The 14173-nt window shown below is 61.8% G+C and carries 11 protein-coding genes; 6 read left to right on the top strand and 5 right to left on the bottom strand.

Features of this window, described 5'->3' with window-relative positions:
• Positions 1 to 3: 3 nt before the first annotated feature.
• From bshC to pheS, 3 genes are all read right to left on the bottom strand, one after another.
• Complete coding sequence (gene bshC / locus KQ659_RS19675; RefSeq protein WP_216679529.1) at positions 4 to 1599, bottom strand: bacillithiol biosynthesis cysteine-adding enzyme BshC; 1596 nt, start codon at positions 1597 to 1599, stop codon at positions 4 to 6.
• Positions 1600 to 1787: 188 nt separating this feature from the next.
• Positions 1788 to 3101: a 30S ribosomal protein S12 methylthiotransferase RimO gene (rimO, locus tag KQ659_RS19670; RefSeq protein WP_216679530.1), complete on the bottom strand. Its 1314-nt coding sequence runs from the start codon at positions 3099 to 3101 to the stop codon at positions 1788 to 1790.
• An 84-nt stretch (positions 3102 to 3185) separates the two neighbouring features.
• Positions 3186 to 4256, bottom strand: a complete 1071-nt coding sequence (gene pheS, locus KQ659_RS19665) for a phenylalanine--tRNA ligase subunit alpha (RefSeq protein WP_408610796.1) — start codon at positions 4254 to 4256, stop codon at positions 3186 to 3188.
• Positions 4257 to 4356: 100 nt separating this feature from the next.
• Here pheS and KQ659_RS19660 point away from each other — a divergent pair, with 100 nt between their 5' ends.
• The 4 genes from KQ659_RS19660 to KQ659_RS19645 all read left to right on the top strand — a co-directional run bounded on the left by KQ659_RS19660 (position 4357) and on the right by KQ659_RS19645 (position 6743).
• Complete coding sequence (locus KQ659_RS19660) at positions 4357 to 4992, top strand: hypothetical protein (RefSeq protein WP_216679532.1); 636 nt, start codon at positions 4357 to 4359, stop codon at positions 4990 to 4992.
• Between the two features lie 267 nt (positions 4993 to 5259).
• Positions 5260 to 5589, top strand: coding sequence for a hypothetical protein (locus tag KQ659_RS19655; protein WP_216685768.1), 330 nt, complete (start codon positions 5260 to 5262; stop codon positions 5587 to 5589).
• Between the two features lie 175 nt (positions 5590 to 5764).
• Positions 5765 to 6187, top strand: coding sequence for a hypothetical protein (locus KQ659_RS19650; RefSeq protein ID WP_216690553.1), 423 nt, complete (start codon positions 5765 to 5767; stop codon positions 6185 to 6187).
• A gap of 181 nt (positions 6188 to 6368) precedes the next feature.
• Positions 6369 to 6743: a hypothetical protein gene (locus tag KQ659_RS19645; protein WP_216679535.1), complete on the top strand. Its 375-nt coding sequence runs from the start codon at positions 6369 to 6371 to the stop codon at positions 6741 to 6743.
• 159 nt (positions 6744 to 6902) lie between these two features.
• On the opposite strand, the gene KQ659_RS19640 is transcribed toward KQ659_RS19645, so the two are convergent.
• On the bottom strand, positions 6903 to 8156 hold the full coding sequence (locus tag KQ659_RS19640) for a M16 family metallopeptidase (protein ID WP_216679536.1): 1254 nt from the start codon (positions 8154 to 8156) through the stop codon (positions 6903 to 6905).
• A gap of 332 nt (positions 8157 to 8488) precedes the next feature.
• Here KQ659_RS19640 and KQ659_RS19635 point away from each other — a divergent pair, with 332 nt between their 5' ends.
• Positions 8489 to 10879: an ATP-binding protein gene (locus KQ659_RS19635; protein WP_216690554.1), complete on the top strand. Its 2391-nt coding sequence runs from the start codon at positions 8489 to 8491 to the stop codon at positions 10877 to 10879.
• Here the strand turns inward: KQ659_RS19635 and KQ659_RS19630 are convergent.
• Positions 10876 to 11595 (bottom strand): LytR/AlgR family response regulator transcription factor, encoded by a 720-nt coding sequence (locus KQ659_RS19630; protein WP_216679538.1) that lies wholly within the window; start codon positions 11593 to 11595, stop codon positions 10876 to 10878. The genes KQ659_RS19635 and KQ659_RS19630 overlap by 4 nt on opposite strands.
• A gap of 491 nt (positions 11596 to 12086) precedes the next feature.
• Between KQ659_RS19630 and KQ659_RS19625 the strand changes: the two genes are divergently transcribed.
• The gene (locus KQ659_RS19625; protein ID WP_216690555.1) at positions 12087 to 14111 is read left to right on the top strand and encodes an alpha-ketoacid dehydrogenase subunit alpha/beta; all 2025 of its coding nucleotides are present in this window, start codon (positions 12087 to 12089) and stop codon (positions 14109 to 14111) included.
• Positions 14112 to 14173: the final 62 nt, after the last annotated feature.

The raw sequence follows: 14173 nt of genomic DNA, 5'->3' as shown, positions 1-14173 counted from the left end.
GTCTTATTCTTCCTCCAGCACCGTAAACTCCAGCGCCAGCGGCTCAAAGGATTCCACCAACTGCTCAATAAAGCTGGGGTTGTTAATCAGAATGCTGAGTACGTTTTCGCTGCGTTCCTGCAGGCCGCCGCCGGGAAATAGCTTTTCCTTGAGCGCCGCCAGTTGGGTGTAGGCGGTTTCGTTCTTGGTTTCGGCGGCTTTGCTGAGGCGTTTTTCCAGGCCGGCGAGGCTGGCAGCGGCTTTTTGGGCTTCAGCAGCCACGGTTTTTACCAGGGTAGGGTCGAGGCGCTGGGCTACGTCCTGCACCTGCTGGAAGGCGGCAGCCAGGGCCTGCTGCTGCTCCTTCAGGCTGATTTCTTCCTGGCCCAGGGCGGCACCCACCTGCTTCTTGAGGTCCGGCAGAGACCGGAAAATCTCGGGCGTGGTCAGGCCCAGCTTTTTCAGCTTGCCCGCGTTGGCCCGGCTGATGTACTCGGCCGAATTGCGCGGCAGCACCATCGGGAACGGCACGCCAAAGGCCGCAAACACGTCCTTCAGCTGGAACCAGTACGCCACCTCAGCCCCGCCGCCGATGTACACCAGGTTCGGCATCAGGATTTCCTGGTACACCGGCCGCAGTACCACGTTGGGGCTGAACTGCTCGGGGTGCGCCTGGGCCAGAACCAGCAATTCGGCCTGGCTGTGGCACTTGGCCGTGTTGCGAATGGTCACTTCCACGCAGTCGGCCCCGCTGGCGTCGGGCTCCAGGCGCTCGCGCTTGCCCTCGTCGGTGATGAAAAACAGGTTGATGGGCCGCGAGTACACCTGCGGCTTGTAGCCGGCGGCTATCAGCCGCTCGTTGGTGGCCTGCACGGCGGCGTTCGAAACCTGCGCCTCAATTTCTTTGGTCAGCAGCGGCACCAGTGCCTGTTTCAGGGCCGGGCGGTCGGCGTCGAGCGTCACCAGGCCGTATTCGCCAAACAGCGAATCGGCCAGCTTGCGGGTGGCTTCGGCCAGGTTCTTCGACGTGGAATACGCTTCGTGGAAAGCGGTGGGCACTTCGGGCGGCAGCTGGCTCAGCAGCTGCTCACTCAGGCCGTCAAGCGGGAGGCGGCCCACCGGGCCGCCGGTGCCGGCGGCATCCCAGGCATAGGTTTTACCGAACAGCGAGAAGTGGTTGATTTCGGCGAAATCGTGGTCCTCCGTGGCCATCCAGTACACCGGCACGAAATCGTACTGCGGGTATTTCGCCTTCAATTCCCGGCTCAGCTTAATGGCCGACACGATTTTGTAGATAAAGTACAGCGGCCCGGTGAGCAGGTTGAGTTGGTGGCCAGTGGTGACGGTAAACGTCGTTTTCTGCGCGATTAATTGAATGTTGGCTTCAATGGCCGGAACAGGATTCGAGCCATATTGCTCACGCAGCGTCGTTACCAGCAGCTGCCGTGCCTCGGGCGAGTAAGCAGCTTGCTTCTCCTCAATTTGAGCGGCGAAATTCTCGAGTGCCGGAAAGCGGTTATAAAACGGGGCCAGGGCCGGGTTTTGGGCAATATAATCAGTCAGCAGGCCCGAAAAAGCGCCGGTTTCGGCGTAGGGCAGCGTGGTACAACGAGTAGGCATGGGGGTAATACGATCGGGGCCGGGTTCGGGGCGAACCTGTGCCAATGGCAAAAGTCCGCACAAAACCCGGCCCCGCCGGAAAAGTTGCTTTTGGTCGGTCTGAACGGGGTAGATACGCAGCATTTTGCGTCTCGTCGTTTGCGCCGTTCTCATGTCGTCGTCCAACGACGAGACGCAAATATGCGTTTCTACACCAGCTTGCCGTACAAATCGAAGTCCGTTGCGGCGGTAATCTTCACGTTCGCAAAATCGCCGAGGCGCACGAACGTGTCGCGTTCCACCGGCACCAGCACTTCGTTGTCCACCTCGGGCGAGTCGAACTCCGTACGGCCCACAAAGTGGCCGCTCTCCTTGCGGTCGAACAACACCTTGTAGGTCTGGCCCACGCGGGCTTCGTTCAGCTCCATCGAAATCCCCTGCTGCAGCTCCATGATGGCGTCGGCGCGCTCCTGCTTCAGCTCGGCCGGCACGTCATCCACGAGGGTGTGCGAGTGAGTATTCTCCTCGTGCGAGTAGGTGAAAATGCCCAGGCGCTCGAAGCGCGTCTGCTCCACGAAATCATACATCTCCCGGAAGTCCTGCTCCGTCTCGCCGGGATGGCCGGCGATGAGCGTGGTGCGCAGCGCAATGCCCGGCACCCGCTGCCGAATGGTGTCCACTAGCTCGATGGTACGGCGCTTGGTGATGCCCCGGCGCATGCTTTTCAACATAGCATCGGAGCCATGCTGCAAGGGCATATCGAGGTATTTGCAGATGTTTTCGCGCTCGGCCATCACATCCAGCGCATCCAGCGGGAACTGCGAAGGGTAGGCGTATTGCAGGCGAATCCAGTCGATGCCGTTCACGTCCGACAGGTTGCGGAGCAGGTCGGCCAGCTTGCGCTCGCCGTAGGCCTCCAAGCCGTAGTAGGTCAGGTCCTGGGCAATGAGAATCAGCTCCTTGGTGCCCATGCTGGCAAGGCGCTTAGCTTCCTTCACCAGGTCCTCAATCTTGCGGTCCACGTGCTTGCCACGCATCAGCGGGATGGCACAGAACGAGCAGGGACGGTTGCAGCCCTCCGCAATTTTGAAGTAGGCGTAGTGCTTGGGCGTGGTAATCAGGCGCTCGCCGATGAGCTCGTGCTTGTAGTCGGCGTTGAGCACCTTCAGCATCTGGGGCAGCTCCAGGGTGCCGAAATAGGCGTCGACCTGCGGGATTTCCACCTCCAGCTCGTCCTTGTAGCGCTGCGAGAGGCAGCCCGTCACGTAGAGCTTATCCAGGCGGCCGGCCTCCTTCTCGTCGGCGTAGCGCAGAATGGTGTCGATGCTCTCCTGCTTGGCATTGTCGATAAAGCCGCAGGTGTTGATAATGACGATGTTGGCGTCCGACTTCTCGGCCTCGTGGGTCACGTCGAAGTCGTTGGCCACGAGCTGGCCCATCAAAACCTCGCTGTCCACGATGTTTTTCGAGCAGCCAAGGGTGATGACGTTTACTTTATTGGTGGTCTGATTTCTAACCTTCATGAATCACTGAGTTATCGGAGCCGGCCCGCAAGGGCCGGTTGTATAGAATGCCCGCAGGCATAGATTGGTTCGGTTGTGCTTGATTTAGAGGGTCTCAAACTGCCGCAGGAAGCGCATGTCATTCTCCGTGAACAGGCGCAAGTCCTTAATCTGATACTTGAGCATGGCAATGCGCTCGATGCCCATGCCCCAGGCGTAGCCGGAGTATTTCTCAGGGTCGATTTTGGCGTTTTCGAGCACGGCGGGGTCCACCATGCCGCAGCCGCCGATTTCCACCCAGCCCGAGTACTTGCAGATATTGCAGCCCGCGCCCTTGCAAATAAGGCAGGTAATATCAATTTCCGCGCTGGGCTCGGTGAAGGGGAAGAAGCTGGGCCGGAACCGGATGTTGATATCGGCCCCGAACAGCTCCTGCACGAAGTAGTACACCGTTTGCTTGAGGTCGGCGAAGCTCACGCCCTCGTCAATGAAAATACCCTCCACCTGATGAAACATCATGTGGGCGCGGGCCGAAATAGCCTCGTTGCGGAACACCCGGCCCGGCATCACCCGCCGAATGGGCAGTGGCTCGGTTTCCATCACGCGCACCTGCACGGTGCTGGTGTGGGTTCTTAGGAGGTGGGGCAGGTCGGGCGCGCCGGTGGGCACGTCGCCGGGCGTGGCCGTGCGCGAAGCCGGGGCCACGAAGAACGTGTCCTGCATATCGCGCGCCGGGTGATTCTCGGGGAAGTTGAGGGCCGTGAAGTTGTGCCAGTCGTCCTCGATTTCCGGCCCTTCAGCCACCGCGAAACCAATGCGGCCGAAGATGCGCAACATCTCCTCGCGCACCAGCGAGAGCGGGTGGCGGGTGCCCAGGGCATTGGGCACGGGGGGTAGGGTGTAGTCGAAATCCGGGTTGGCGGGGGCGTTGTCGGCAGTGGCTTCGGCGGCCTGTTGGGCCTCGTCGAAGCGGGCCTGGGCCTGCTGCTTCAGGGTGTTTAGCTGCTGGCCCACAGCGCGTTTGTCCTCGGCTGGCACGGTCTTCAGCTGGTCGAACAAGTCGGCCAGCCGGCCCTTGCGGCCGAGGTAGCTGATGCGAAAAGCATCAAGTTCGGCGGAATTATTCAGTTCGGCCGTCGTAATTTCGGCCGTCAGCGCGGCAATGGATTCCTGCATCATAGCCCGCAAAGTTACGGCAAGGGTCCGGCCCTGGCCGAACGTTTCGCAAACACATTCAGTTACGCCATTTATAAATCATCTACAAAAATCTCCTGCCATGAAGCGCGCTCTATTCTTTTTACTTATCAGCGGAGGATTAGCTACTTCCGCCGCCGCCCAAAGCGGAGGCTGGGATGCTCCGAGTGGCTGGGATACCCCCAAAAAGGCTCCGGCTAAGAAAACCACCAAAAGTAGCTCGTCGGCTGCCGGCCAAAAGGCTGCCCAGAACGGTGGCGCGGCCGCAGTAGCACCCGAAATGCCGGCCGCTGCGCCGGCCCCCGAGGCTGCGGCCCCGGCCGATAAAGGTGGCTTTAGTGGTGGCGGCGGTGGTGTATCCGGTGGTGGCGTGGCCAGTGGCCAGGGCATTTCGGTAGCGCCCGGCGCGCCCGTAATCATGCGCGGTGGCCGTAGCGTGATGGCCGATGACGCCGCCGCCATGCGCGAGCGCCGTCTCAACCGCAAGCCGCGCCACGAGAAGCCCTGGCCCCCGCGCCCGGCCACGGCCCTCATGCTGGCCGAGCCCGCTCCCGCCGCTGCTGCACCAGTAGCCGCCCAGGCCAGCACCGGTGCCGGCAATGCCGCCAACGGAGCCGAAATGGCTCCCATGGCCGCCGCGCCCAAAGCCGGTACGCCCGCCAAAGCTCCTGCCAAGGCAGCCCCCAAAAAGAAAGCGCCCGAGCCAATGGGCTGGTAATCGTAGTGCTGGGTAAGCTGAAAGGCTGTTTACCCGTTGAAATCTTCAAAACAGCAGAAAGCCCGGCCGGGTCCTGAAAAGGGCCGGCCGGGCTTTCTGCTGTTTTTCATACTATCTCTGATGAGTATGGTGCGGCGGCGGGCTGATGGCGCTGGGTAGGCCGTGGGCGTGGACCCCGCCTCCGGGTTTCGCGTATGCCTGGAACCGGGTCGCTCTGCGGCGCGGATTTTTTGAATCTCCTGTCCCTCATTACCCAAACTCTCGCTTATGATTCGCTCCATCCTAACGCTGACCCTGGCGCTGGCCCTGGCTACGGAAGCCTCCGCCCAAACGGCCCCTGCTACCAAAACTGCCGCCCGCAAAACCACGCGTACCAAAGCTACCATGCGCCAACCGGCCCGCACTGCCCGGCCGGCTACCACTACCTCAACCGGTACCATGGCCGATTTGCCGACGAGCACCAAAGGCCAGACGCAAAGTATTTATGCGGCTCCAGGCCAGCCCATTATAGTGCCGGAGGGCAAAGTTGGGCCGTATGATGGTAAGGCAGCCGGCCGCCACACCACCAAAGGCGGCACAACGCTGTCGCCGCGCTGAGGTCTTATTCCAGACTTTGTCGATGAAACGGCCCGATTAGTATGCGTTTGCGCACCAACCGGGCCGTTTTGTGTGGGCCGGGCAGGAAAAACAGAAAGTTGGCACGCTTTTCGAAATGTACCCCAACAGCTAACCGAACCAACTGTTATTCCCCCCACTGCTTTTTCCTTCAGCCATGTTCCGCTCCATTCTTACCCTTGCCTTGTCGGTGTTCATATTGGCTGAAGCCAGTGCCCAGACCACGCCCGTCGCCGCCAAAAAGAAGACCACCAAATCGGTAAAAGCCACGGCCCGCGCCGCCAAAAAAGCCCGCCGCGTAGCCCTCAAAACCACCCCTACCACGGCCGTGATGAACGACGGATGGCCTCCCCTCGAAACCACGCAAACTGCCGTGGCCAGCACCACCTCCGCCACCGACGGCGGCTGGGGCGCTGTTACCCCAGGCGCGAGCACCTCGCGGGGCGAAATCGACAACGCCAACGTGTATGCGGCCCCCGGTATGCCGGTGCACATGCGCACCAGCAATGGCATGGTGCCCTACAGCGTGCGCCCGCCTCGCAAGTCGGCCACCAGCAGCCAGACCACGCTCGGCAACTAATTCGGCCTGGTGGCGGCTTGGTTGGGTAAATCCCGACCGGGCCGCCTTGCGTATTGCCATTCGGCTTCCGTCGTTCGACTTCACCCACTGTGGGCCGTGGTGCGTATGACGGGAGCCGGTTCGCTTTCGGCCTGCCGGGGCAGTCACTTTCCCATCACTTCACTTTTTTAATAATCCATCGATGCTACGCTACTTTTTCGTCACGCTGCTGCTGGTTATGTTTGCCGTAACCGGTGCCAACGCGCAAACCGGAACCCGTACCGCCCGCAAAAAAATCGCGCCCTACTCCACGCGGGGTGCTCGCCGGGCCCCCAACATCAACCCCCACACCGGCAAGCCCTACGGGGCCGGCGTGTCGCAGGATATCAAGGATGGCACGGCCTACCTTGCGCCCGGCGTGCCCATGCGCAAGCAGGTGGGCTACCAGAACAACGGCGGCTACAACGACAACCGCACCCCGCGCCTCCGCTACGTGAAGCCCGCCAACAGCAGCCTCAGCCGCGACAGCAACGTGCCGGCAGCCCCCGGCAAAACCAAGGCAAAAATCAAGCGCTAGTAAGACATTTCTTGGTCGTCTAGAGCCACAAAACGGTCATGCAGAGCGCAGCGAAGCATCTTGCCCGCAGTAAGTAATCAATGATGATTGGATTACTTACTGCGGGCAAGATGCTTCGCTGCGCTCTGCATGACTGGTTTTAACAACACGTTCTAAACCCTACGCTGGTTCCGCCACGGCGGTGGCTTCGTAGTAGAGCGTGTTGCAGTTTTCGGGTCGGAGCACCAGCTGGGCCATGGCGCGTACGTCGGCCACGGTCACGGCCTGAATGCGGCGGCTTTCGTCGTTCACCAGGTTGGTATCGCCTTGCAGCTTGCTGTAGGCCAGGTTCATGGCGCGGTTCAGGAGGTCAATTTCACCGAACACCAGGCTGCTTTCGGCCTGGTTTTTTACTTTTTCGAGCTCGTAGGCGTCCACATCCCCGGTCAGGAATTCGGCTACCACGGCTTCTACGGCGGCATCGGCCGTTTTCAGGTCCACGCCCTCGTTCAGCTTGCCGCTGATGACGAGCAGGCCGGGGTCGAGCGAGCCGGTGAGCGACGATGAGATGTTGTTGAACAGGGCCTGCTCCTTCACCAGCCGCTGGTGCAGCCGCGCCGATTTGCCGTGGCCCAGCATGTCGCTGAGCAAGTCCACGGCGTGGTAGCGGGCATCGCCCCGGGCGGGCATGTGGTAGGTCTTATACAGGGCGCTGAGCGGTACTTCGGCCTGGGCAGTGAGGTGCCGGGCCTCGGCCTGGGCGGGCTCCTGGGGCAGCTGGCGCTGGTAGGCCGGCCCGCCGGCAATGGGCCCGAACCACTTCTCGGCCAGCTGGCGCACGGTGGCGGCACTCACGGCCCCGGCCACCACCAGCACGGCATTCTGCGGAGCGTAGTGCTTCTTAAAAAAGCCGCGCACGTCGTCCATCACGGCGTTTTCGATGTGCGCAATCTCCTTGCCGATGGTGTTCCACTGGTAGGGGTGGGTGTGGTAGGCGAGGGGCTTGAGCTGGAGCCACACGTCGCCGTAGGGCTGGTTGAGGTAGCTCTGCTTGAACTCCTCCACCACCACTTTGCGCTGCACTTCGAGGCCGTTTTCGGAGAAGGCCAGGTTCAGCATCCGGTCGCTTTCGAGCCAGAAGCCGGTTTCGAGGTTGGCGGCGGGCAGCGAGAGGTAGTAGTTGGTGACGTCGGCCGAGGTGAAGGCGTTGTTTTCGCCGCCCACGCGCTGCAGCGGCTCGTCGTAGCTGGGAATGTTGACGGAGCCCGAAAACATCAGGTGCTCAAACAGGTGCGCGAAACCGGTGTGCTCGGCATCCTCATCGCGCGAGCCCACGTCATACATCACGTTGAGCACGGCCATGGGCGTGCTGAAATCTTCGTGCACGATGCAGCGCAGGCCGTTATCGAGGGTGAATTCGGTGAAATGAATCATAGGAAAAGTAATGGAAAGGGTTAAAGGTACGAGCCACGCCCAAGGCTCTTAACCCCGGAAAAGCCCGGCGGGTTTGCGGCGGCTCCAAAAACCTGCCGGGCTTTGGAAACCGGCCCGCCAATGCTGCTGCCTTTGCTGGCGGTGCCCGGGCATTTGGAGGGGCGCGCAGCCACATACGCGAAATCGATGACCAAGGCGTTATCAGGAACCGCGCCCGGTAGTTCAACCAGAAAAAAACGCCGTTGGTCTGGCCAAATCGACCGTTGGCGTACTTGCCAGTCGCTAAATACGGCTTCTTCCTGACCTTTATTACCTACCCTTTCCTTTGTTTTATGCCCGAAATGCTGCCTGCTGCCACTGCTATTGAAGCCCCTGCTACGCTTGCCGGGGCAGCGGCTCGTATCGCGGCCCTCGAAGAAGCACTGGCACTGGCCCGCCAGGAAGCTGCGGCAGCCGCGCAGCAGCGGGATTTCTACGAAACTATTCTGCATAGCCTGCCCTCTGAAATAGGAGTTGTAGATACCGAATTCCGCTTTCAATACCTCAACCCTGCCGCCATGGCCGACGCCGCCGCCCGCCAGGCCGCCCAGGGCAAAACCCTGGCCGAGTTAGCCCCGCAGCCCAACTGCCCACCCGAACTCACCCCCCGGCACCGCGCCCTGTTCGACCGCGCCTGCGCTGGCCAGGTAGTGGAGTGGACCGAAGTGGTGGCCAAGCCCATCGGCCCGCGCCAGTTCCTGCGCCGCCTGCAACCGGTGTTTGGGCCGGACGGGGCGTTGGTGTGGTTTATCGGCTACGGCTTCGATGTAACTGACCAGGAACAAGCCCGGCAGGCCCTGGCCGACGAGCAGGCTTTCACGCGGCAGGTGCTGGACACTACGCCCAGCATGATTTTCGTGCGCGACCGGGCCGGTAATTTCTTGTTTCAGAACCGCGCCATTCAGGAGCTCCACGCGGCCGCCCGGCTGGAGGGCGATGCCGATAGCCGCCGCCAGACCCGGGATGCTGAGCTCGCCCGCTTCGCCGCAATTGATGCCCAGGTGATGGATGGCAACCAGGAAATAGTGGTGGAAGACTGCTTCACCCTGCCCGATGGCAGCGTGCGCTGGTACCACTCGATGAAGCGCCCGCTGCACCGCCCCGACGGCACCGTGCACGTACTGGGCGTGAGCACCGATATCACCGAGCTAAAGGCGGCCCAGCTGGCCGCCGAAGCCGCCGCCACGGCCCGCCAGAACTTTCTGGCCAACATGAGCCACGAAATCCGTACGCCCCTCAACGGCGTGCTGGGCATGGCGGCCCACCTGGCCAAAACGCCGCTCGACCCGCGCCAGCAGCAGCTCATCGACATTATGCAGCGCTCCGGGCAGCACCTGCTGAGCGTGGTGAACGATGTGCTCGATATGGCCAAAATCAGCTCCGGGAAGCTGGAAATGGAGCAGGTGGCGTTCAACCTCTGCGAGTCGGTGAGCGCCGCGCTTCAGCCCCTGGCGTTGCAGGCCACCGAGAAAGGGCTGCTTTTTGAGGGCAAGTCGCTGCGCGCGAGCTGTCCCCAGCCCTGGGTGATTGGCGACGCGCACCGTCTCAACCAAATCATCATCAACCTGGTAAGCAACGCACTCAAGTTTACCGAACGCGGCACCATCAACGTATCGAGTGAGCTGGTGGCGGAAACTGCCGACAGCCTCACGGCCCGGTTCAGCGTGGCCGATACCGGTATTGGTATCGCCCCGGCTCAGCAGGAGCGCATCTTCGAGAGCTTCACCCAGGCATATGCCGATACCAGCCGCCAGTTTGGCGGTACCGGCTTGGGCCTGAGCATTGCCCGGGCGCTGGTGGCGCAGCTGGGCGGCACCCTCACCATGACCAGCGCCGTGGGCCAGGGCACCACGTTTGTGTTCAGCGTGATGCTGCCCAAAGCCTTGGTACCGATGCTGGACGAAGGCTTCACCGCCGCCTACGACACCCGCCAGCTGGCCGGGGTGCGCGTGCTGATGGTGGAAGACAACGAAATAAACCGGGCCGTGGCCCAGATGACGCTGGCTCCCTGGGGCGTGGTGCTGGAAGAAGCCGCGGACGGCCCCGCCGGCCTGGCCTGCCTCGAAGCCAATACCTACGACCTCGTGCTGATGGATATCCAGATGCCCGGCATGAGCGGCGTGGACGTGACCCGGCACCTGCGCCAGCTGCCCGATGCGCGCCGGGCCAATACGCCGGTTATTGCCCTCACCGCCAATGCGTTTCAGTCTGATGTCGAGCATTACCTCGCCGCCGGCATGAACGACTACCTGGCCAAGCCCTTCGATGAGGAGGTGTTGTACCACAAAATGGTGGCCTTGCTCGAAGTGCCGGCAGCGCCGCTCTACGACCTGTCGCGCCTGCGCCGCCAGTCGCAGGGCCGCCCGGCGTTTGTGGAGCAGATACTGCGCTCCTTTCTGGCCAATATGCCGGTGAGCCTGGCGCAGCTGCACGCGGCCGCCGCCACCCGGCACTGGGTGCAGGCCGCCGAAATAGCGCACCACATCAAGCCCAATTTGCTGGCCCTGGGCGTTGCGGGCGTGACTGCTCCGCTGGATATTCTCAACCAGGCGCATCCCAAGGCGCAGTGCCCGGTGCCCGCGCCGGAGCTGCTGGCGGAAGCCGTGGCGCAGCTGGCCACCGTGGTAGGCCGGGTACTGGCCGCCTTGCCGGCCGAGCTGGCTACCCTGGACGCGGCCCGCTAGAGCGGGGCCAGCCGCCGCATCAGTTCCGCTTTGTGGAGCTTGCCCACGGGGATGGTATAGGGCCCCAGCACCAATTGGTGGTCGTCTACCGCGTCGATGCGGTGGGTGTTGGCGATGTAGGAGCGGTGCACCCGCACGAAGTGGCTGAACGGCAGCCGCTCCTCCAGGCTCTTGAGCGTGACGTGCACAATGTGCTTGTGCGTGGCCGTGACCAGCACCGAGTACGTGGACAGGGCCTCGATATAGAATACTTCGTCGAAATTGATGCGAATCAGCCGGCCGTTGACTTTGGCAAAAATGTTGGCATTATCGGCAATGGGCGCAGGGGCGGCAGCGGCCCGCGGCCAGAAGTCGCGCACCTGCTGCACGGCCTGCAAAAAGCGAACGTAGTCCACGGGCTTCAGCAGGTAATCGGCCACGGGCAGCTCGAAGGCCTCGGCGGCAAAGTTCTGGTGCGAGGTAACCAGCACAATGGCCGGCAGCGGCTGGGGCAGTATCCGAATCAGCTCCAGGCCGTTGAGGTGGGGCATTTCAATGTCCAGCAGCAGCAGGTCAACCGGTGGGTGCGTTTGCAGGAAGTGCAGGGCGGCCAGGCCGTCCGGCAGCGTGGCGGCCAGCTCCAGGCCGGGGGTGAGGGCCACAAAATGCTCCAGGGCCAGGCGGCTCATCTCGTTGTCGTCTACGATGACGCAGGTAAGCGGGATTAAGTCGACCATAGATAGACGGCAAGCAGCGGATAACTGCCCGGAAGAGTGGGGTGCGCCGACAGCGGCAGGTAATTACCACGGTAAGCTGCTGGGGATTATGATGAAAAATTAGCAGATAAACACGATTGCAGCGTTGGGGGAAAAGAAGGAATGGATGTCAGGCCTCAAGGTGCTGATTTTCCCTTGAGATTCCTACGTTTTTTGCCCTCCCATGCATTTTTGCTTACTCGTGCTCATGCCCCGGAAGCTGCCCGGATGCGGGTTTTGCGGGCGATAATGATGCTGCCTGGCAGCTCATTAGCCGGTCGGGATGGGTTTGGCGGAGCCCCGCTACTTCACCAGTAAACAATTGCCAGCACAATAAAGGTGCCTCGACAAGCTGAGCCTTACCGCCAGGGTGCGGACGAAAAGCAAAGCGCCAACCGATAGCCTGCGCAAAAGGTAGCCCGGCGCGGCCCCTGCTTTCCTACCTTTGCCCACCCTAACCCACCCACTTCGTCATGACTTTTGACCGCCACGACCTCTCCAACGAAACCCTCCTGCACCTCTACCAGCACTTGCTGCGTCCCCGGCTGATTGAGGAAAAAATGCTGATTCTGCTGCGCCAGGGCAAGGTGAGTAAGTGGTTTTCGGGCATCGGGCAGGAGGCCATTTCGGTGGGCAGCACCCTGGCCCTGGAGGCCGACGAGTACATTCTGCCGCTGCACCGCAACCTGGGCGTGTTCACGGGCCGCGAGGTGCCGCTGGGCCGCCTGTTTGCGCAGTGGCAGGGCAAGCGCCTGGGCTTCACGAAGGGCCGCGACCGCAGCTTCCACTTCGGTACCAACGAGTACCACATCGTGGGCATGATTTCGCATCTCGGCCCGCAGCTGGCCGTGGCCGGTGGCATTGCCCTGGCCGATTTGCTGGATAAAAAGCCGAAGGTGACGCTTACTTACTCCGGCGACGGCGGGGCCAGCGAAGGTGACTTCCACGAGGCCCTGAACGTGGCCGCCGTGTGGCAGCTGCCCGTTATTTTCATGATTGAGAACAACGGCTACGGCCTGAGCACGCCCAGCAACGAGCAGTTCCGCTTCAAGTCCTTCGTAGACAAAGGTCCCGCCTACGGCATGGAGGCCGTGCAGGTAGACGGCAACAACGTGCTCGAAGTGTACACCACCGTGAAGCGCTTGGCCGAAGACCTCCGCCAGAATCCGCGCCCCGTGCTGGTGGAAGCATTGACTTTTAGAATGCGCGGACACGAGGAAGCCAGCGGCACCAAGTATGTGCCCCAGAGCCTGATGGAGGAATGGGCCGCCAAAGACCCGGTGGAAAACTTCGAGAAATGGCTGCTGGCCGAAGGTATCCTCACCGAAACCGCCAAGCACGGCATCCGCGAGAAAATTAAGGCCGCCATCGAGGCCGGCCTCCAGGAAGCCGACGCTGAGCCGATGCCCACGCCCGACATCGCCGAAGAAATGGCGGATATGTACGCGCCAGTTGGGGAGTTAGGAGTGAAGAGTGAAGAGTTAAGAATTGGTGGAAATTCTACAGCTCCTGACGCTTCACTCTCAAATCCTAACCCCAGAGAAATTCGCTTCATCGATGCCATTTCCGAGGGTATGAAGCAAAGTATGACGCGCTATCCCGAGCTCGTGCTCATGGGGCAGGACATTGCCGACTATGGCGGCGTGTTCAAAATCACGGAAGGCTTTGTGGCTGAATTCGGCAAGGCGCGGGTGCGGAATACGCCGCTGTGCGAGTCGGCCATTGTGGGCATCGGGCTGGGCCTGAGCATCAAGAAGAAGAAAAGCATGGTCGAGATGCAATTTGCTGATTTCGTGACCTGCGGCTTCAACCAGATTGTGAATAACCTGGCCAAGAGCCACTACCGCTGGGGCCAGAACGCCGATGTAGTGGTGCGCATGCCCACCGGCGCGGGCAGCGCAGCCGGCCCCTTCCACTCGCAGAGTAACGAGGCGTGGTTCACGCACGTGCCCGGCCTGAAGGTGGTGTACCCCAGCAACCCGCACGACGCCAAGGGCCTGCTCTGCGCCGCCTTTGAAGACCCCAATCCGGTGCTGTATTTCGAGCACAAGATGCTGTATCGCAGCCTGTCGGGCCCCGTGCCGGAGGCCTACTACACCACGCCCATCGGCCAGGCCGCGCTGGCGGCCGAAGGCACTGAGATGAGCATCATCACCTACGGTATGGGCGTGCGCTGGGCCCTGCAAACCTGCCAGGATTTGGGCGTGTCGGCCGACATTCTCGACCTGCGCACCCTGCTGCCCTGGGACCAGGAGGCGGTGCGCAAAACGGTGGAGAAGAACGGCCGCATCCTCATCCTGCACGAAGACACGATGACGGGCGGCATCGGCGGTGAAATCGCGGCCTGGATTGGCGAGAATTGCTTCGAGTACCTCGATGCGCCCGTGCGCCGGGTGGCCTCGCTGGATACCGCCATTCCGTTTGCGCCGCCGCTGGAGGCCGCGTTTCTGCCCCAGCAGCGCCTGCGCGAGCAGGTGCTGGCCCTGCGCAACTACTAGCCGCCGGGTTGGCGCGATTTTTGCGCGTGGCCCGCGTATCTTTCTGTCTCTGATTTAATTGG

The organism is Hymenobacter siberiensis, from assembly GCF_018967865.2.
Classification (GTDB): Bacteria; Bacteroidota; Bacteroidia; order Cytophagales; family Hymenobacteraceae; genus Hymenobacter; species Hymenobacter siberiensis.
The sequence above is the reverse complement of the archived record's forward strand: the minus strand, read 5'-3'. Positions and strand labels throughout refer to the sequence as shown.